At 31.7% G+C, this 20,209-nt stretch carries 15 protein-coding genes; 1 reads left to right on the plus strand and 14 read right to left on the minus strand.

Annotated elements, in window-relative coordinates:
- Window positions 1-4 precede the first annotated feature (4 nt).
- On the plus strand, window positions 5-1,252 hold the full coding sequence (locus tag Q0935_RS12060; RefSeq protein ID WP_299386348.1) for a DUF2254 domain-containing protein: 1,248 nt from the start codon (window positions 5-7) through the stop codon (window positions 1,250-1,252).
- 62 nt (window positions 1,253-1,314) lie between these two features.
- Here the strand turns inward: Q0935_RS12060 and Q0935_RS12065 are convergent, their stop codons facing one another.
- From Q0935_RS12065 to dapA, 14 genes are all read right to left on the minus strand, one after another.
- Complete coding sequence (locus Q0935_RS12065) at window positions 1,315-2,022, minus strand: response regulator transcription factor (protein ID WP_055436521.1); 708 nt, start codon at window positions 2,020-2,022, stop codon at window positions 1,315-1,317.
- A 4-nt stretch (window positions 2,023-2,026) separates the two neighbouring features.
- On the minus strand, window positions 2,027-3,553 hold the full coding sequence (locus Q0935_RS12070; protein WP_299386353.1) for a sensor histidine kinase KdpD: 1,527 nt from the start codon (window positions 3,551-3,553) through the stop codon (window positions 2,027-2,029).
- Between the two features lie 114 nt (window positions 3,554-3,667).
- Window positions 3,668-4,255 carry a dephospho-CoA kinase gene (gene coaE, locus Q0935_RS12075; RefSeq protein ID WP_299386357.1) on the minus strand — a complete coding sequence of 196 codons (588 nt, stop codon included), beginning with the start codon at window positions 4,253-4,255 and terminating at the stop codon, window positions 3,668-3,670.
- Complete coding sequence (locus Q0935_RS12080) at window positions 4,252-5,214, minus strand: YbbR-like domain-containing protein (RefSeq protein ID WP_299386360.1); 963 nt, start codon at window positions 5,212-5,214, stop codon at window positions 4,252-4,254. Before Q0935_RS12080 ends, coaE begins: the two co-directional genes overlap by 4 nt.
- Window positions 5,214-6,224 carry a glycosyltransferase gene (locus Q0935_RS12085; RefSeq protein ID WP_299386364.1) on the minus strand — a complete coding sequence of 337 codons (1,011 nt, stop codon included), beginning with the start codon at window positions 6,222-6,224 and terminating at the stop codon, window positions 5,214-5,216. Before Q0935_RS12085 ends, Q0935_RS12080 begins: the two co-directional genes overlap by 1 nt.
- A 105-nt stretch (window positions 6,225-6,329) precedes the next feature.
- Window positions 6,330-9,209, minus strand: coding sequence for a T9SS type A sorting domain-containing protein (locus Q0935_RS12090; RefSeq protein ID WP_299386368.1), 2,880 nt, complete (start codon window positions 9,207-9,209; stop codon window positions 6,330-6,332).
- Window positions 9,210-9,692: 483 nt separating this feature from the next.
- Window positions 9,693-13,016 carry a fibronectin type III domain-containing protein gene (locus Q0935_RS12095; protein WP_299386371.1) on the minus strand — a complete coding sequence of 1,108 codons (3,324 nt, stop codon included), beginning with the start codon at window positions 13,014-13,016 and terminating at the stop codon, window positions 9,693-9,695.
- Between the two features lie 229 nt (window positions 13,017-13,245).
- The gene (locus tag Q0935_RS12100) at window positions 13,246-14,076 is read right to left on the minus strand and encodes an SDR family oxidoreductase (protein ID WP_299255101.1); all 831 of its coding nucleotides are present in this window, start codon (window positions 14,074-14,076) and stop codon (window positions 13,246-13,248) included.
- A 113-nt stretch (window positions 14,077-14,189) separates the two neighbouring features.
- Window positions 14,190-15,842, minus strand: a complete 1,653-nt coding sequence (gene recN, locus Q0935_RS12105) for a DNA repair protein RecN (protein ID WP_299386375.1) — start codon at window positions 15,840-15,842, stop codon at window positions 14,190-14,192.
- A 63-nt stretch (window positions 15,843-15,905) separates the two neighbouring features.
- Entirely contained in the window at window positions 15,906-16,793 is an 888-nt protein-coding gene (locus Q0935_RS12110; RefSeq protein ID WP_299386381.1) for a DUF4835 family protein, read from the minus strand.
- On the minus strand, window positions 16,786-17,997 hold the full coding sequence (gene coaBC, locus Q0935_RS12115; protein ID WP_299386385.1) for a bifunctional phosphopantothenoylcysteine decarboxylase/phosphopantothenate--cysteine ligase CoaBC: 1,212 nt from the start codon (window positions 17,995-17,997) through the stop codon (window positions 16,786-16,788). Before coaBC ends, Q0935_RS12110 begins: the two co-directional genes overlap by 8 nt.
- A 5-nt stretch (window positions 17,998-18,002) precedes the next feature.
- Entirely contained in the window at window positions 18,003-18,329 is a 327-nt protein-coding gene (locus tag Q0935_RS12120; RefSeq protein WP_299255088.1) for a DNA-directed RNA polymerase subunit omega, read from the minus strand.
- Between the two features lie 10 nt (window positions 18,330-18,339).
- The gene (locus tag Q0935_RS12125; RefSeq protein WP_299255085.1) at window positions 18,340-19,140 is read right to left on the minus strand and encodes an outer membrane protein assembly factor BamD; all 801 of its coding nucleotides are present in this window, start codon (window positions 19,138-19,140) and stop codon (window positions 18,340-18,342) included.
- 181 nt (window positions 19,141-19,321) lie between these two features.
- Entirely contained in the window at window positions 19,322-20,206 is an 885-nt protein-coding gene (gene dapA / locus Q0935_RS12130; protein WP_299386389.1) for a 4-hydroxy-tetrahydrodipicolinate synthase, read from the minus strand.
- Between the last annotated feature and the right edge of the window lie 3 nt (window positions 20,207-20,209).

A 20,209-nucleotide genomic window follows, 5' to 3' on the forward strand; every position in this document is an offset into this window, starting at 1 on the left:
TTTTATGAAAGATAAAACTATTCAATTCTTTAGATTAATTTATAGATTAAAAGATAAAATCGCCTTCTATCCTTCTTTAATAGGGTTTTTAGGCTGTTTAGTTGCTTACCTAATGTTTTATCTAGAAAAGTTAGGCGTATCTAAACACTTACTAGAATTTATTCCGGAATTAGCCATTAATAACACCGATACTGCAAGAGCATTACTTACTACTTTTATAGCTGGATTAATTTCTATAATGGTTTTTAGTTTTTCTATGGTTATGATATTATTAAGTCAAGCTTCTAGTAATTTTTCTCCAAGATTATTACCTGGATTAATTTCTAATACAAGACACCAAATAGTGTTAGGCTTATATTTAGCAACTATTATTTACTGTATTTTTATTTTGGTATCTATAGAACCTAACAGTAACAAATACCAGTTACCGGCATTTTCTATATTATTTGCTATACTTTTTATGCTTAATTGCTTGGCTGCATTTATTTACTTTATTCATTCTATTTCTCAAGAAATACAGATTAGTAATATTATGGAGAAAATATTTAATACTTCTAAAAAGAGACTTGAGGTATTAATTGAAAACGATGATACAAGAACGTTTGATGATACAAGTAATTGGAAAGTTTATACCTCTAATGTATGTGGTTATTTACAAAACGTATCTATTAAAGATATCGCTGAAATTGCAGATAAAGTAAATGCTAAAATTGAAATAACACCTGTAAAAGGTAGTTTTATACTAGTTAAAGATGATTTATTTAAAGCAAGTGAAGCATTAAACGAAGAACAAGTAGATGGTATTTTAAGGCATTTTGAGTTTACAAAAAGCGAAATGATTGAAGACAATTACGTACTAGCTTTTAAACAACTAACCGAAATTGCATTAAAAGCAATGTCTCCGGGTGTTAACGATCCTGGAACAGCAATTAATGCTATTGATTATTTAACTCAGCTATTTGTAATTAGAGCTAAAAAGAAAGATGTTACCTACTGCCTTGTTAATAATGAAATAAAGGTTTCTATGTCTACTGTAAATTTTAAATTGTTACTATTTCAAGTTATGGCAGCTTTAAGAACCTATTGTAAACATGATATTATTCTTGTTCAAAAGCTTTTAGCCATGCTATATAATGTAAAGAAAAATTGTAAAAACAATACTTACACTGAAGCTTTAAGTCAAGAAATTGAAGAATTAAAAAAAGATGCAAAAAGCACTATTAAAAATGATAGAGACTTATCTTTTTTATAAATAAAACTAAAAAAGCTACTGCAAATGCAGTAGCTTTTTTTTATATTATATAGTCTTATATATTATTCTGGGTTTACAACTAATCTAAAGCCTTCACCATGAATATTTAGTATTTCTACTTTATCGTCTACTTTTAAATACTTACGTAATTTTGCTATGTAAACATCCATACTTCTTGAAGTAAAGTAATTATCGTCTCTCCATATTTTTGTTAATGCTAATTCTCTTGGCATTAAATCGTTTTCATGTAAAGCTAATAAACGTAATAACTCGTTTTCTTTAGGCGATAACTTGGTAGCTTCTCCTCCTTTGTAAGTAAGGAATCTTAATTTAGAGTTTAAATCGAAATTACCTATTTTAAATTCAAACTGCTTACTATCTGCAACCGTATCTGTTGCCTTTCTAGTCATGATTGCTTTAATTTTCATTAAAAGCACTTCACTATCAAAAGGTTTATTAAGGTAATCGTCTGCACCTACTTTATATCCTTTAAGTACATCTTCTTTCATTGCTTTAGCAGTAAGAAAGATAATTGGCACTTCGGCATTTTTCTCTCTAATCTCTTTCGCTAAAGTGAAACCGTCTTTATAAGGCATCATAACATCTAAGATACAAAGATCATAATCGTCTTTTTTAAACTTTTCGAAGCCTTCCATACCATTTTTAGCATGAACAACTTCGTAGTCATTCATCATTAAATAATCTTTTAAAACTGTTCCAAAGTTTGGATCGTCTTCTACTAATAATATTTTCTTTTCTTGTTCGTCCATAATGTTATGATATTAACGGAAGTTTTATCGTGAAAGCACTTCCTTTTCCTTTTTCACTTGTTACTGATATATGACCACTATGGTCTTCTACTATTCTTTTTACATAAGATAAGCCTAAACCATGGCCTTTTACGTTATGTATATTTCCTGTATGTTCTCTATAAAATTTTTCAAAAACACGCTTTACAGCAGCTTTACTCATTCCGCTACCTTCGTCTTTTATACTTACTAGTATGTTATTTCCAACATTTACTGTTTCTACAGTAATTTTTGGAGCATCTGGCGAGTATTTAATTGCATTGTCTAATATGTTAACTAAAACATTAATAAAATGCGTCTCGTTAGCTAATACAGAAGATTTACTTGCCTTAAGTTCTGTTTCTATATGTCCTTGTCTATCTTCTACTATTAACTCTACATGAGATATAGCGTCTTCTATTAAGTCGTGTAAACTAGTACCTTCCTTACTAATGTTTAATTCGTTTTTTTCTAGTTTAGATATTCTAAGTACATTTTCTACTTGTGCATGCATACGTTTGTTTTCTTCTCGTATCATACCTAAGTAACGCTTTACCTTTTCTTTATCGTTTATTATTTTAGGATTTTTAATAGAATCTAAAGCCAAGTTTATTGTTGCAATTGGCGTTTTAAATTCGTGCGTCATGTTATTAATAAAATCTGTTTTTATTTCTGCTATTTGTCGTTGTCTCATTATTTGTGTTAACGCTGTAACAAAAGCAATAAGTATAATAGACGTAAATAAAATAGATAAGCCCAGCATACCTATTACAGAGGACCATATAAATTTATTACTGTCTGGAAAATTAACTAATAAACGATAGTTGTAATTACCATTATCTTCTGAAAAAATAGGAACCTGCATTGTTGCTTGGTCTTCCAATTCAAAATCTTCTGTCTGTATTTTTGTTGCCAAATCGTTACTATAAATAGCAAACTCATAATCAATATTAATATCATACTGATGTAGTTTCAGCTCTAGCTGTCTGTTTAATTTTTCTTTTGTTATACGCTGATGTATTGGTGTTCTGTAGGCGAAATCTCGGTAATAATCATCGATTAATATTTTTTCAGTTTTACCATAATTAGCAAAAACTTCATTATTAGTAACCTTACCGTCTATTTCGTTTGTTTTAAAAACCTTCGTTTGCTTTTCACTAATAATTTTTTTAATACTAATAGTATCTAAACCAATGTCAAAGAGCGCAGGAGATAATTTGTAATTTTCTTCTAGTATTCCATAACTATAAACAAACGTTTCGTTTATAGCGTCGTTTTCTTGTTTAACATAAAGATTACGTATTGCTGTTGTATCTTTAATAACATCAACATCCTTAATAATTAATGGCCTTAATTTATTAACGTGATCTCTAAATTCTTCATTTTCGATGTTTTTAGCAACCCTACTTAAGGCTTGTTTAACATTAAAATTAAAGTTTTCTTCCTTATTGCTAATAGAATTGGAAATGTAGTAGCTCTGCACAAATATAATACCTATCAAAGACAGGCTCATTAGGATAACTAGTACAAAAAACACTTTTTTACTCATCCATTCAAAATTAATATTTTAACATTTAGTAAGCCTTGCTTTTAACCTTACATTAACAAAAATGTTAAAATCTTAATCTTATTTACTTTTTTTTAAGAGTTTGTTATGTGTTTTCAGAACCTCAGCTTTTGTGTTATCGAGGTTAGTATTTATTATTACAAAGTCCGATAGGCGAACTTTTTCATCATCTTGCCATTGGTTAGCAATAATTGCTTTCACCTTTTCAATACTCGCATTATCACGTTTTAGTACGCGATCTATTCGAGTTTTCTCGGGTGCAGTAACTGTAATAATATAATCGTAGTTTTTATAGCTTCCGTTTTCAAAAAGAATAGCAGCTTCTTTTATAACGTACGGTGCGTTTTGTTTATTTTTCCATTTAATAAAATGCTTACCTACTTTTGGGTGTACAATAGCATTCATTTTCTCCAGTAAACCTTTGTCATTAAAAATAGCTTTTGCTAGATACGGTCTATTTAACTCATTGTCTTTATATGCAACTTCTCCAATAAGAGCTATTAGTTTTCTCTTAAGAACTTTAGAGGTATTCATTAGTTTTTTAGCCTCATCATCGGCTATGTATATTGGTATTCCTAAAGCTTCAAAAGCTTTGGCAACTGTAGTTTTACCACTACCTATTCCACCTGTAAGTCCTACTGTTATCATTCTGAAATTATATACTCTATTTTCTGCTCGTGTAAACGCGATGTTTTAATTGTTGTTGGCGCTTTTACTAATTTAGGTGTTAAGTACGAATACTTATTGTTGTGTTCGTTAAAATCGCAAACCACTTCAAAATCATTTACATCAATAGTATTGTAATTTTCTAAACTTGTGTAATATGATAAGTTTATAGTTTTTGGAAAATAATTAACCTTAACGTTTTTTGGAACATTAATTATATTTACTGGTAAACTAAGAGTACCTTCTGTAAATTTTTCGACTTTAACATTAACAGTAACAGCTTTAGTTTTTACTTTAATTTGAGAATTTTTAGTCTCTGATATTAAGGACAACTGTGTACTAAAAGGTTTATAAACCTCTTTTCTGCTTAGCACTTCTGTTTCTATTTTATCAATTTTTAAAAGTAAAGATTCTGGGCCAATTATTTTTACAGAATCTGGTACTGTAACTATAGTATTTAAAACATTATAACCTAGACTATAACTAATATTAAAATTAGGTTTAACAGGCACCATTTTTACAGCATTGATATCTACTTTAAAAAAAAGTGTATCTGGATTAATTGTTTTTACAACAACGTCTTTATTAAACTGATTATTAATTCCGGCAAAACCTCTAGATAAAGACCAAACATATAAAGAATCTGCTTTTTTTACTTCATTATTAAAATCGATTCCTACCGATGGTGTTTTTAGATAATATCTCATCCATTCAAAACCATCTGCAGTCATTGTTAACTTTAATGTATTAGTAGAATCATTAAGCACTATCATTTCGTCTGGAATATTCTTTAACACTACCTTAAAGTCAACTGTATTTGTATAACTAGCAGAAAGTCTAGCAAGCACTAAAATAAAAAATGCAAGTAAAAAAAAGATAAGAAACACATTAAGCCTCCTACTCTTTACAACGTTTTTTAATTTACTTATTACTACAGACATTATTTAGATTTAAAAAATAGATGTGGAAATTGCTTTTCCGGATTTCGGTTTAAAAAACCAATATAAAATGTGCTTTTAAAGAAACCAATACCATATCCAAAAAATTGAATCGTTATTGCTATTAAAGATTGAAACGCTACTTTAATACTTTTAGTTTGAAATAAAGCCAAACTAAACGCTAACATATAATATCCTAAGATAAGATATATTGGAAGCATAACATTAAAAGAAGTTAATATAATTGAAAGTATAATCCCCAACACAAATACTGTAGGAAACCAATATGTAACTTTTTTTGTTGAAGGATGCCATTTGTTAAGAATGGGCCTTACCATTCCAAATTTATTAACTTGTGTATAAAACTTAGACCACGAGATTCTTCTTTTATGATAGACATAAGCCGTTTCAAAAAACGCTGTTTTAAAACCTAAATCCCATAAACGTATAGATAAGTCTGGATCTTCTCCTGGATGTATACGCCCAAAACCTTTTGTAGCCTCAAATGCTTTTTTAGATAAACCCATATTAAAACTCCTAGGCTGAAATTTATCTACACTATTTTTATTACCTCTAATACCTCCTGTAGTAATAAACGAAGTCATACTAAAATTGATAGCCTTTTGTAAGTTTGAGAATGTAGCATGTGCTGCATCTGGACCTCCAAAACAATCTACATAATTAGTATTTAAATTCTTTTCTACTTCTTTTAAGTATTCTTTAGGCAAAATGCAATCGCTATCTAAAACAATAAAGTAATTGCCCTTTGCTTTTTGCATACCATAATTTCTAGAATCTCCTGGTCCAGAATTTTCTTTAAAATAATATGATATATTTAAATGTGAATTATAGTTGCTTACAATACGCTCTGATGAATCTGTAGAACCATCTTCAATAATAACAATCTCATATTCTGTTGTTATCGATTCTAGCTTAGCAAAGCTTTGTAAAAGCTCCTCTATCTCGTTAGGGCGATTATAAACAGGTATGATAAAAGAAAATGATAATTGCATAACACAAATGTACAGTAATACAATAAAAAAAGCCACTCTAAAAAGAGTGGCTTTTAAAATATTTATGTTGTACTAATTTTTAGTAAAACACTTAATAAGTAATTATTAGTTTTTAATAACTCTTATTGTTTCTACAGTTGTTCCTACAGTTACTTTTACAAAGTAAGCTCCAGATTTTAAGTTAGACATATCAATAGCTTTAGAAACTGCATTTGGTGCAGATTTAATAACTTCTTGACCTAACATATTAAATACTGCTACATTAGTAATCGCTTTTTGTGCGTTTAATGTTAAAGTATTATTTACTGGGTTTGGGTAGTAAGTAAATAAAGATCTCACTGAAAAATCTGAAACACTTAAAATTTCTGTATCTGAAACTTCTAATGTAAAAGATTCAGGGCCAACAGTAGCACCATCATCATTAATTCTAATATAATAAGTATCACCATCAACCAATCCTGTTATAGGTGAAGTATTACAACCCATAACTTCTGTACCAGCACAATCGCTATACACACCATATTGTACAGCTGTTGTAGCAATATAAGCCTCTGTTGTTGATGTTGCTACAAAAGAATACCAAAGATCTGAAATAGTACCTGTAAAACAATCGGCAGCTATTGAAGAATCTGTAGCTCCTGTATTATCAGCAGTAATTTCTAAATCTAATGTTAAAGCTTCTGCTCCTGCACATTCATCGTTTGCAGGAGGTGCAACATCAATATTTAATGTATAACCTACAGATTGAGGTGCTGCCCAAGTAGAAATAGCGATATAATAAGTTGTTCCAGCTGCAAGTTCAACATCTATAATTCTATCTACAGTATTAGAACTACCTAAAAAACCAACACATGCTGGAGCTGTAGCTCCATCTATACAACCATCCCAAATATGTAAACCTGAATAACTAGCATCAATTCCTGTAAGAGAGACTCTGTATGTTTGAGTTATAATTGGACTATAAGAATAAAACACATCGTCTCCACTCATATAATAAGCACTACATGGACTTGATCCATTTTCATAATCATCAAAATAATTTGCTGTATTATCTGTAGTAGTATATGGTATTGATGTAATATCAATAGCTGATGAACATAATTGCCCAGCAATTGGACAAGTATTTGTAAAAGTACCTAAATCAAGATCACAAGTAGCATCTGTACCGTTTTCTATAACTAGAGCTATAGAAGTACCATCTGCATAAGGTCCTACAGTTACAATCCCTAAGGCATTAGCTGCATACGTAGTAGTACCATCGTTAATTTGAGATGTACCATCACCTAAACCTGTAACATCTACATCTACAGAAAACTGAGCATTATCACAATCTGTAACTAAAGTCGCTGTTCCTGTTGGAGGAGTACAAGAAACTGCAATAATATTAACATCTACGTCCATAGTTACACCATAAGAACCACTATAACATGAGTTTGGAGTTGCTTGTCCTGAATCTGCAGTACCAATTCTCATTCTATGAGTTCCTAAAGTTGCCGTTGCAGGCATCATAAAAGAAGCATCTAATGTAGATGGATTTGCAGCTGCTGATTCTCCACTGTAAAACAATTCAGTTGCATCATCAAAAATTAAATCATCGTTTAGATCAATCCAAATATTAGTATTATATGTATAACCTGTTTCAAAACCAATCATAACATTCGCAGAAATCCCTTGACCTAAATCAACAGCTGTTCCTGTAAAATCTTCGTAAGTAAGATCTCCACCACTTGTAAAATCTGTAGTTCCAACTTGTAAACTACCAATACCTGTAGCATCATTACTTGAAGGCATAGAGTCACAATAGCATCCGTTAGCAAAAGTTGTAAATGAACCTTCTATACATCCCGAAGAAGTTCCTGCTGTATTTACTGCATTTACAGTATAATAATAAGTAGTAGCTGCTGATGATACAAAATCGTATGTAAGAGCTGAACCAACATCTACGTTGTCTGCAATATCTGTAGCTCCAGCACTTGTTCCAACAGAAACTGTATAAGAATCTGCTGCAGCAATTGCAACCCACGATAAATTAGAATCAAAATTACCACATGCAGCATCAGGAGTTCCTGTAACTACAGGGCACTCAGGTACATCTACAGCTGTAAAAGAAACTTCGGTACAACCAGTTGCATCTCCATTAGCATTGTACGGTGTAATTGTTGCGAAATAAGTTGTACCTGCCATTAACGTAACAGCATATGTTAAATCTGTACCAACATCAACTGCATCAGCAATATCAGTTGCTCCTGTTGAAGTACCCAAGGTAACTTTATATCCATCAGGAGAACCTGTTGCAGCAGACCATGCAAGACCTGCATTTAAACCTGCATTCATTTCTCCATCTACGGGAGCAGTAAGTACAGCATCGCAATTAGGTGGTAATGATGCTGTTAATCCTCCAAAAATAGTATTTGCATAATACGCTCCTATTCCTGTAGCACTTGGAGGACTAGCTGGATCTGGATTAGTACTATCGTTACGGTAGTATATACTTCTATTTTCAGCAGTATCAGTTTTCTGCCAATTAATTGTACAATCATAACCTGTTTGATTTTCATCAATGGCTACAATTAAATTGTCAGTATTATTATAAGCAAAAGGAGTGTCAAATGTAATGGTCATCCAATTACCCGCTTCTGGGTAAGCAACTGTTCCTGTATATACTTCAGTTAAACCACTAGCTTCTTCCCAATCTGCTGTATCTGCAAATTCTGTTTTTGTCGAATGTCCCATAGATATAGTCCAATCTGTACTTTCATCATTTGTTGTTGGTACAGAAGACACATAAAAAGCAACAGATGTAATATTTCCTGATGAATTAATTTCAGGTTGAAGATATAGTTGTTGAGAATAAGTGTATCCGTAGCAACTAACAATTGGTACGTTTGACTGTGTTCCTGTTCCTGATCCAACAGTAATTTGAGCATTAGCTTGATACGAAAATGCCATAAGCATTAGACCAAGTAATAAAGTAATTTTTTTCATATTTAGGTTTTTAGGTAATTATTAATTTTCTAAAATATTATTTTTTTAACAATTAAACACTAAAAATAACAACAAACCGTCAATATGTATAGATATTCCGTTTAAACACTATTCAAGAATTAGAATTCGGTATGGATTTTATTATTGCTTTTTGATTATCTTTTTTAAGAAAAACATGATACATATATAAACTCTTACACAAGCAAAAATTTAATTATTTTTCTTTTACTTTCTATTTTACAAAAATTCCTTTTACAGTTTAGCAAATTCATCTCTCTATTATTATTTGCCTTTTTGAGACTAAAAAATAAATTCTTCCAATTAAATCTCAAAATATAATTCAATAGTATATCTATTCTTATATTATTGTTTTCTTAAAAACATAACAGATAATCTTTTGACAAAAAAAGCCACTCTTTTTAGAGTGGCTTTTAAAATATTTATGTCGTACTAGAACTTAGTAAAACAATATATAAGTGATTATTAGTTTTTAATAATTCTTACAGTTTCTACACTTGTTCCAACCGTTACTTGTACAAAGTAAGCTCCAGATTGTAAGTTAGACATATCAACAATATTAGATACTGCATTTGGTGCTGTTCTAATAACTTGTTGACCTAACATATTAAATACAGATACATTAGTAATCGCTTGTTGCGCGTTTAATGTTAACGTGTTTTTTACTGGGTTTGGATAGTATGAAAATATTGAACTAGATTCGAATTCTATATTAGATAATGTTGCTGTGTCATCAACTTTTATAGTACTAGCTCCAGGAACTTTTGCAGTTCCATCATCTGTTACAGATACAAAGTATGTACCCGCTGCAAGACCAGCATGAACAGACTGACTACATGTACCTATTTGAATTAAATTATCACAATCAACGCCTGAATATAAAGTATATTGAGTAGAACCTCCAGCTGTAATTGTTACACCTCCAGAAACAGGAGCAACAAACGAGTACCAAATATCACTTACAGTACCAGAATAACAAGTTTCAGCAGCAGAATCTGTAGCTCCTGTATTATCGAAAGCCACTTCTGCTCCTAAAGTAAGCATTATAGCCCCTACACATTCATCGTTTGCTGGTGGCGGAGTTCTTACTTGAAAATTGTCAACATAAAAATTCATGTCTCCACCAGAAGTTGAACCTTCTAAAGAAAATATTGCAAATTGAGCAGTTGCACTAGTAACACCAGAAACATCTATTGTTACGTTATTCCCTGTATTTGATGGTGAGTTAGCAGCATCCCAAGTGTAAATAGTTGTCCATGTAGCACCTCCATCTATAGATTGCATTACATAAACTGCATCGTCAGAATTTAATGTTTGCGCAGCTGTACCTGTATATGCGGTTAATGCAACGTCTAAATTAATTTCAAAACCACCACCAGTTAAATCAAAAATAGGTGTTAACAACCATTCATCATTTCCTGTTGTGTATATATTAACTCTTGCACTACCTTGTGTTCCATCGTTAGCAAAGCCATCTGCCGCCCATATAGAACTACCAAATGAAGTTGGACCAGTTATAGGGCCAGTGGCTTCACTCCAGCAGGTGTTTAAAAATGATGTAAAATCTTCTAAATAGTTTGGTGTTTCAAAAGAACATGCCGTTGTAAAGTAGTACGGCCCTACCCATGTAGAGTCTCCATTAGGTGAGCAATCTCCTTGAACATAATATGCGTAATCATTAACACTTGACAAATTAGTTAATGTATATGGATTTGTTACACCAGTAAAACTTGCAGTTCCTGAAACAGTTTCACCTGCTGTTAAATCAACTAATTCTATATTCCATAATGACTCTGAATCACCTGCAGTCCAAGATAAATCTGCTGAGACTGCTGTAATATTGTCAGCATCTAAACTCGTTGGAGCAGGACATGCTAATGGCGTTGTAAAAGCAAATGGCCCAACCCATAAAGAAGTACCGTCTGCTGTACAGTCTCCTTGCACATAAAACTCATAATCATTATCCTCCACTAAGTTAATAACTGTATATGGGTTTGATACACCTGAATAATCAGCCGAACCTGAAACTACATCTCCTGCAGTAACATCTACTATTTCAACATTATATAAAGTAGCAATTCCTGCATCTGTCCAACCTAAATCTGCTGCATTAAACATTATGTTTGTTGCCGTTAATGCTGTAGGGGCTCCACATACAGGAGGATCTACAACCGTTAATTTATAATCTTCTGTTTCTCCTCTACCAGAACTTAAAGAACAAGCATCACCATCTCCTGGATTAAGATCGTTAAAATCAGCTATAATTCTCATGTGGTATTCACCGTTTGTTGTTCCTCCAGGAACAGTAATAGTTCCTGAAAAAGGACCATTACTATATGATGTTGTAGTAAAAACATTTTCTGACACGTCATGTACTTTATCTCCATTCCAATCTACCCATATACCTAAACCTAAAGTTCCTCCTTCTACTTCAATAGTAAAATCGAATGTACCTGTTGCAAAACTAGTTACTCCCATTGTATCATAATTATTAGCATAATGATTTGAAGAAAGACCAGATTCTAAATTAGATAAATTAACGTTTGCTCCTGTAGTTGACACATTATCTATTAAAGTTGTAGTATTAGCGTTTGTTGAAGAAGGATCACAATAACATAAATCTACAGCAGTTGTAAATGAACCTTCAGAACAATCGATAGATGTTCCTGCTTCGTTAGACGCACTAATAGTGTAATAATAAGTAGTATTTGGTGCACCTTCAAAAGTATAGGCATTGTTTGAAAAATTGTTTACGTTATCTGCAATATCAGTACCTCCACTTGTTGTTCCAATTTTAACAGTATAAGAACTTGCAATATCTATAGCATCCCAAGACAAACTTGATTCGTAATTACCACAAGCAACATCTGGAGTTGCTGTAACAACTGGACAACCAGGTGAGTCTATTGTTGTAAAAGAATATTCTGTACAACCTGTTGCTGGACCAACACCATTAACAGGTACTATGTTAACAAAATATTGAGTATTTGGCATTAAACCGCCAACATTAGTAGTAGTTACATTTCCTAAAGCAACATTGTAAACATCTGAAGTTCCTGTACTTGTTCCTACTGTTACATTATAACCTGTTAATTGACCTGTAGCAGCACTCCAAGATAAATCTCCAGAGACTGACGCATTAACAGATCCATCTACTGGACTAGATAATGCTGCATCACAATTAGGTGGCGAGGTTGAGACTAAGCCGTTAAATATAATACTTGGTGCATATGGTACTGTGCCAGTAGCATCTTCTGGATCTGCAGGATCTGAATTAGTAGTATCATTTAAATAATAGATACTTCTAAACTCAGGTGTAGATGTATTCCAAAAATCATCTCCAGAACTATCATAACTTGCCATATTTTCATCAAATGCAATAACAAGGTTATCTGTTCCATTGTAAGCAAATGGAGTATCTAATGTTAACGTTACCCACCCTACTCCTGCAGAAACATCTATACCTCCTGTGTAAGATGCCGTTAGACCAGAAACCGGCTCCCAATCTGTATTACTAGCAAATGCTGTTTTTGTTGTGTGCCCAATGTAAATTGTTAAATCTTGACTATCATCTAAACTAGTTGTCCCACTAAAGTAATACTGTAATCCTGTAATAGTACCAGAAGTATTAATATCTGCAGCTGTATATATAGTTTGACTATAAGAATAACCGTAAAAAGGATCAAATGGCATTGCTTGAGATTGATTAGTTCCTTCTCCAACTTGAATTTGAGAGAAGCCTAATAAGACAAAAAGCATCATAAAAAGCGATAAAGTAATTTTTTTCATGTTTAGTTATTTTAGGTAATTGTTAGTAATTAATAGTTTTCTAAAAATATTAATAATAATGAACGTTTTCACCTAAATAACCAACAAATCGCTTACATGTAACTTTACATCGTCAAAAGGTTAACGCTTTGTTAATTCCATGTACAAAACCTTAAGTATAAAGCAAAAAAAAACCATGCATAAAAGTATCCATGGTTTTAAATTCTATTAAATAGTATATACTTAGAACTTATTTCTTTAATTTTTCTCCTTCTACAAAAGCTTCCATTACAGCATCACTTACTCCCATATTACTAAATCCACCATCATTGTAAAGATTTTGTAATGTAACACGCTTTGTTAAATCACTAAATAATGTTACTGTGTAATTAGCACAATCCATTGCAGTTGCATTACCTAATGGCGACATTTTTTCGGCATAAGCTATAAAACCATCAAATCCTTTTACACCACTACCTGCGGTTGTAGGTGTTGGAGATTGCGAAATAGTGTTTACTCTTACTTTTTTGTCTCTACCAAAGAAATATCCAAAACTACGTGCAACACTTTCTAAATAGGCTTTATTATCTGCCATATCGTTATAATCCGGAAAAACACGTTGTGCAGCCATATATGTTAAAGCAACAATACTTCCCCACTCGTTCATTGCGTCTTTCTTGTAAAGTGTTTGCATAACTTTATGAAAAGACATCGCAGATACATCTGTACCTTTCTGTGTCCATGCATAATTTTGATCTGTATACGATTTACCTTTTCTTACATTTATAGACATGCCAATAGAATGCAATACGAAATCTATTTTACCACCTAAAATTTCCATAGATTTCTCTATAAGGTTTTCAATATCTTCTTCGCTAGTTGCATCTGCAGGAATAATTTGAGAACCTGTAATTTTTGCTAACTCATCAATTTGTCCCATTCGCATTGCAACTGGCGCATTAGTAAGTACAAATGTTCCACCTTCTTCATTTACACGAACAGCAGTTTTCCATGCAATAGAATTTTCATCTAGTGCTCCAAATATGATTCCTCTTTTTCCTTTTAGTAAATTATATGACATACTATTATTTGTTTATTTTTTTGTTGATTGGTTGTGTTTACACTTCAAAGATAACATAAAAAAGTATTTTATTTTATACGTTAAGTTTACCTTTTACAAGGCTAAATAGTACTTTAATTTAAAAGCTCTTTTGCATGAGCTAAAGCAGAATTAGAAACTTCTATCCCTCCTAGCATTTGTGCTATTTCTACTATTCGTTCGTCGTGATTAAGCTCTACAAGATTGGTTGTTGTAACCTCGTTTACATCTTCTTTATAAACTTTAAAATGCGTATGCCCTTTGGCTGCAATTTGTGGTAAATGTGTAATACTAAACACTTGCATTGTTGTACTCATTCCTGCCATAATATCTGCCATCTTATTCGATATTTCTCCAGATACTCCTGTATCTATTTCATCGAACATAATAGTTGGCAACTTAATATATTGTGTAAGAATAGATTTTATAGCTAACATTATACGAGATAATTCTCCTCCAGAAGCTGCCTTTTTTAAAGGTTTAAAGTCGCCTCCTTTGTTTGCAGAAAACAAAAATGCTAATTCATCTTTACCATTAGCATAGTAAACATCGGAAACTGTTAGTTCTATATTACATTGTGCATTTGGCATTCCCAATTGAGCCAAAATAGCCTCTAACTTCTTTTTTAAAGATGGTATTGCTTTTTTTCTTTTATTATGAATAACTAAAGCAACAGCATCTAAATCTTGTTTTATTTTTAGAATTTCAGCTTTCTTTTTATCGATGTCTGCCTCTACATTTAGTGTTGCTAAAACTTTATCAGACAGTTCTGTTTCAATAGTAATTAATTCTTCAATTGAATTTACCACATGTTTTTGAAACATGTTATTAATTGTTGCCAATCTACTATTTACTTCTGCTAGCCTATTCGGATCTGCTTCTAAGTCGTCTTGAAATGTTTCTAGTTCACTAAATACATCGTCTAATTCTATTAAACTACTATTTGCTCTATTATAAAGGTCTTCGTATTTATTAGAAAAACCAGACAACTGTTTTAGCGTGTTTTTTAACTCGGTTAAGTTAGATAAAACGCCTGTTTGCTCATCGCTTAATAACTGATTTGAAGCTGTTAGTTTTTCTTGAATAGCATCAATATTACTTAATGTTTCAAGCTCTTCTTCTAAAGTTTCTAACTCACCTGGCTTTAGTTTGGCTTCGGTCAATTCATTTAATAAAAAAGAATTGTAGTCATGCTCTTTTATTGCTTCTGTTTGAAAAACAACAAGTTGATCAAGCTCTTTATTTAGTTTTTTATATTCTAATCTTTTATCTGAATACTTACTAATTTCATCTTGGGTATTTGCTAAAGCATCGATAACTTGAAATTGAAAAGCATCGTCTACCAACTGAAGCGTTTCGTTTTGCGAATGAATATCTATTAATCGTGATCCTAAAAGTTGTAAACTAGAAAGTTTTACTGGAGAATCGTTTACAAAAGCTCTAGACTTACCACTTGGTAAAATCTCACGTCTAATAATAGTATGAGGCTCAAAATCTATGTCTTCTGCTTTAAATAATTTTTCTAATTTATAGTTTGTAACATCAAAATTAGCTTCAATAATACATTTGGTTTCTTTATCACGAAGACTAGTTAAATCTGCTCGTTTTCCAAGAATTAAAGATAGGCCGCCTAAAAGAATAGATTTTCCTGCTCCAGTTTCTCCTGTTATAATGGTAAATCCATTGTTGAAATCGACTTGTAAATGGTCGATTAATGCGTAGTTTTTAATAGATAACGAAGTTAGCATAAGAATTTAAGATTAGGCTTTTAAAAATTGCTACTTATTTTGTAACGAAGGTAATAAAGAAACTTAAAACTTAATATTTCTCCATTTGCTAGCATGTGTTGGTGCTACTCTATTTAATAAATCGATTAAAGTAGTAACATCTACACTTGGTCCTGAAGAAAAAATTTGTTCAATCTCTTCGGCTTTAGCATCGAAAAACACTCTTGCAAGATAAGAGTTTGGTCTATTTGCATTCATTTTTCTAAAGTAAGCTAGAGATAAAGCTATTTCGTTTTTAGCGTCTTTATTGTTAGTACTCATAATGTCCATACCTTTTCTGTGGTAATTATACATTACTGTTCTAAAATCACTAAATGTAGGTGATAAAATATTATCGATAAGTGCAAACTTACTTTGCAATCCATCTTCTAATTTCCAGCCTTTAAAATTTTCTTGCTGAGAGTAGTTTACAATACGCTGTGCTTGTTTAAAATAAGGATCACCACCTTCTTTAGAAAAAGATTCGGCATCTAAACCTAATACCATATTAATATGAAATGCTAATACAGAAATTAAGTTAGATTCGTATTGGTTTTCATTATATGTTAAATTCTGAAACTCTAAGTAATTAAAAGAAAAATCCTTATCGTTTACATTATAGACAGGTGTTGTATATGTAGAACCAAACACTGGCCTAGAGGACTGTACTTGAACCGAAGCTTCAAAATTCTCACCACTTTGTCCAGTAACGTTAATTACAATATTGCAATCTATACGCTCTTGAGGCTTAAATTTTCTTTTAGTCCACTGTGTTTTATTTACAAACTCTGTTAATTGTTTTTCTAACGTTTTATAAATTTGAAGATTCTCGTTACCAGTTAACTGCGCATTAACAACTACATTACAATTAAGCTCTTGAGAAAAGCCAAAACTTGTTGCAAAAAAGACTAAAAGTATAAGTAGATTACGCATTTAATTTTTGTGTTATAACACTTAAAATATCTATTGCTACTTCTGCTTTAGACTTTAATTGATAAGCGTTTATGTTGTTCTTATTGTCTATAATAGTTACTTTGTTGGTATCGGTTTTAAAACCAGCACCTTTATCTCTTAACGAATTTAAAACAATTAAATCTAAATTCTTCTTTTTAAGTTTTCCTTTTGCATATTCTAGTTCATTGTCTGTTTCTAATGCAAAACCAACTAACAATTGTTTTGTTTTTATAGCTCCTAAAGATGCTAAAATGTCTTTAGTTTTCTCTAGCTCTAGTGTTAACGTTTCACCTTTCTTTTTTATTTTACTCGTAGAGATTTCTTTTGGTCTATAATCTGCTACTGCTGCCGAAAGTATAGCAACATCAACAGTATTAAAAAACTGATGAGCAGCATCGTACATATCTTGAGCACTAAAAACAGGTATAACTTGTATTAGGCTATGTTTTACTTTTTGATGAGTTGGCCCAGTAATTAATATAATCTCAGCACCTAAATTAGCTGCTGCCTTAGCTATTTCAAAACCCATTTTACCGCTAGAATGATTACCTATAAATCTTACAGGATCTAAAGCTTCATAAGTTGGTCCAGCTGTAATAAGCACTTGCTTACCTTTTAAAGGTAAGCTTTTAAGAATATCTGCTTCTATAAAAGCAACTATATCTTCAGGTTCTGCAAGACGACCTTGTCCTACAAGACCACTAGCTAATTCTCCAGATGTTGCAGGAATCATAATATTCCCAAAGCTTTCTAGTTTAGAAAATGTGCTTGTTGTAGAGGGATGAATGTACATATCTAAATCCATTGCAGGCGCAAAATAAACTGGGCATTTAGCAGATAAATATGTTGCTAATAACAAATTATCGCAAGTACCATTTGCCATTTTAGACAATGTATTTGCAGTAGCTGGAGCAACTAAAAAATAGTCTGCCCACAAACCTAACTCTACGTGATTGTTCCATTCTGCATTCTCATCGTCTTCATTATAAAACGAAGAATGCACAGGATTTTTAGATAGTGTGGAAAGTGTAAGAGGTGTTACAAAGTCTTTAGAAGCAGGCGTCATTACAACTTTTACGTTTGCACCTGCTTTTATAAACACTCTTACTAATGTCGCTGTTTTATAAGCAGCAATACCAGCACTTATGCCTAAAAGTATATTTTTGCCACTTAAAATAGACATAGTAATTAGTCTTGGTTTTCTTCTGTACTTCTATGGTACACTTTATCGTCTAACCACTCTTTTACTGCTAAAGCGTGTGGCTTAGGTAGTTTTTCGTAGAATTTAGATACTTCAATTTGCTCTTTGTTTTCAAAGATTTCTTCTAAAGAATCGTTATAAGTTGCAAATTCTTCCAACTTTTCGATTAATTCTTTTTTGATTTCAGAATTAATTTGCTCTGCTCTTTTTGCAATTATTGAAATTGCTTCGTAGATGTTTTCTGTTGGTGCATCAACTTTATTTCTATTGTAAGTTGTTGTACTTAAAGGAGCATCGATTTTTTTTAAATCCATAGTTGTTATATTAACTTTTTGTATTGTACTGTTCTAATTGTTTTAAAGCATCTTCATACTTTTCTGTTGCATCTTCTAAAAACTCTGAAGTTGCATACGCTTTTTTAAACGTGTTATAGTTTGCAATTGCTGCTTCTAAACGCGCTTTCTTTTTATACTCAACACTTTTTGTACCTAGTTGGTAAGCCGAATCGAATTTAATATATAAAGCTTCCTCACGAAGTGAAGATCCAGGAAAATCTATTATAAAATTATCTACTGAAGAAATTGAAGCTTTGTAGTCTAAAATTCTATTGTATTGCTTAGCCGTTTCGAAAGCCTTCTTTTCTAGTTTAAAACTTAATTCTTTTACTAAAGCATTAACTTCTGTTGCGTTTGTAGATTCAGGATATACGTTAATATACTCTTGTAATTTTTCTAGTGCTGTAAAAGTATCTTCTTGGTCTTTAGAAAAAACAGGTGATAATTGATAGTAACTTTTTGCTGCTTTAAAAAGAGCATCTTCTTTTTTTGAACTCTTAGGGTATGCAGAAGCAAAACGCTCGAAATGATAACCTGCTACAAAATAATCTTTCATTTGGTAAGAAGCATCCGCATTTAAATACATTAACCTTTCTGCCTGTGGTTTCCCTCTATATTGAGGAATAGCTTGCTCGAATAAACGATTAGCTTTAGAAAATTTTCCTGCATCGTAAAGCGTTTCTCCAACTTTATATTTCGTAGCTGCATCTTCAGACTTTAATGCCTTTTGATATTCGTTACAAGATGTAAAAGTTAAAGCTAGAATTAGTATATAAAATATGTTTTTCATCAGGTCTTTTTAATGTTTTTTCATCTGTTTTAATGCAATTCGCTAATGCTCACAACATAGATTTTTAAACAAGATGCAAAAATACGCTATTAATATGGATTTTAAAAATATAATTTCATTGCTAAAGTAAGAGTTGAAATTAAGCTACCACACGCTTTAAGTATTATTTAACGATTATAACTTATTTATTAAAATTTGATAAATAGTTTTTAATTTTTTCTTTTAATTCATCAGTTGCAACAACAAGTGGCAAACGCACAGTATCATTACACAAATCTAAAGCTTGTAAAACAGCTTTAATTCCTGCCGGATTATTTTCAGAAAAAATAAGACTTGTTATCTCCATTAATTCAAAATGAATTTTATAAGCCTCCTTTGCTTCTCCTGCTCTTCCTAACGCTATCATTTTAGAAAATGCTTTTGGCAAAGCTTGACCAATTACAGAAATTACACCATCTCCTCCTGCTAAGGCAACACTAAGAGCTAAGTCATCGTCTCCAGAAATTACTCCGAAACCTTCAGGTTTATTTTTTAATAAATTTAAATATTGCGCCACATTGTTTCCAGCTTCTTTTACTGCTACAATGTTTTCGAAATCATTTGCCAGCCTTAATGTTGTTTCTGGCGACATATTAGATGCTGTTCTTCCCGGAACATTATACAAAATAATTGGCACAGGACATGCATTTGATACTGCTTTAAAATGCTGATAAATCCCTTCCTGTGTTGGCTTACTATAATATGGAGACACAGATAGAATTCCTGCAAATTGAGACAAATCTGTACTTTCAATTTCCTTAACAACCTCTGCAGTATTGTTTCCTCCAATTCCTAAAACTAAAGGCAATCTTCCCTTATTAGCTTTATTAATTATTGCAATAACATCTTGCTTCTCTTGCTTTGTAATGGTTACGCTTTCTCCTGTTGTACCACTTATAACGATGTAATTTGTTCCGTTATCAATATTGAATTCTACAATATTAGCTAAAGCTTCTTCATCTATACTACCATTAGTTTTAAATGGTGTTACTATTGCAATTCCTGTTCCTAAAAAAGGGTTTTTCATTTT

This window comes from uncultured Lacinutrix sp., from assembly GCF_947500605.1.
Lineage (GTDB): Bacteria > Bacteroidota > Bacteroidia > Flavobacteriales > Flavobacteriaceae > Lacinutrix.

Coding starts and splice junctions, on each gene's coding strand:
- Q0935_RS12060 (WP_299386348.1), top strand. CDS start 5: ATGAAAGATAAAACTATTCAATTCTTTAGATTAATTTATAGATTAAAA.
- Q0935_RS12065 (WP_055436521.1), bottom strand. CDS start 2,022: ATGGACGAACAAGAAAAGAAAATATTATTAGTAGAAGACGATCCAAAC.
- Q0935_RS12070 (WP_299386353.1), bottom strand. CDS start 3,553: ATGAGCCTGTCTTTGATAGGTATTATATTTGTGCAGAGCTACTACATT.
- coaE (WP_299386357.1), bottom strand. CDS start 4,255: ATGATAACAGTAGGACTTACAGGTGGAATAGGTAGTGGTAAAACTACA.
- Q0935_RS12080 (WP_299386360.1), bottom strand. CDS start 5,214: ATGTCTGTAGTAATAAGTAAATTAAAAAACGTTGTAAAGAGTAGGAGG.
- Q0935_RS12085 (WP_299386364.1), bottom strand. CDS start 6,224: ATGCAATTATCATTTTCTTTTATCATACCTGTTTATAATCGCCCTAAC.
- Q0935_RS12090 (WP_299386368.1), bottom strand. CDS start 9,209: ATGAAAAAAATTACTTTATTACTTGGTCTAATGCTTATGGCATTTTCG.
- Q0935_RS12095 (WP_299386371.1), bottom strand. CDS start 13,016: ATGAAAAAAATTACTTTATCGCTTTTTATGATGCTTTTTGTCTTATTA.
- Q0935_RS12100 (WP_299255101.1), bottom strand. CDS start 14,076: ATGTCATATAATTTACTAAAAGGAAAAAGAGGAATCATATTTGGAGCA.
- recN (WP_299386375.1), bottom strand. CDS start 15,842: ATGCTAACTTCGTTATCTATTAAAAACTACGCATTAATCGACCATTTA.
- Q0935_RS12110 (WP_299386381.1), bottom strand. CDS start 16,793: ATGCGTAATCTACTTATACTTTTAGTCTTTTTTGCAACAAGTTTTGGC.
- coaBC (WP_299386385.1), bottom strand. CDS start 17,997: ATGTCTATTTTAAGTGGCAAAAATATACTTTTAGGCATAAGTGCTGGT.
- Q0935_RS12120 (WP_299255088.1), bottom strand. CDS start 18,329: ATGGATTTAAAAAAAATCGATGCTCCTTTAAGTACAACAACTTACAAT.
- Q0935_RS12125 (WP_299255085.1), bottom strand. CDS start 19,140: ATGAAAAACATATTTTATATACTAATTCTAGCTTTAACTTTTACATCT.
- dapA (WP_299386389.1), bottom strand. CDS start 20,206: ATGAAAAACCCTTTTTTAGGAACAGGAATTGCAATAGTAACACCATTT.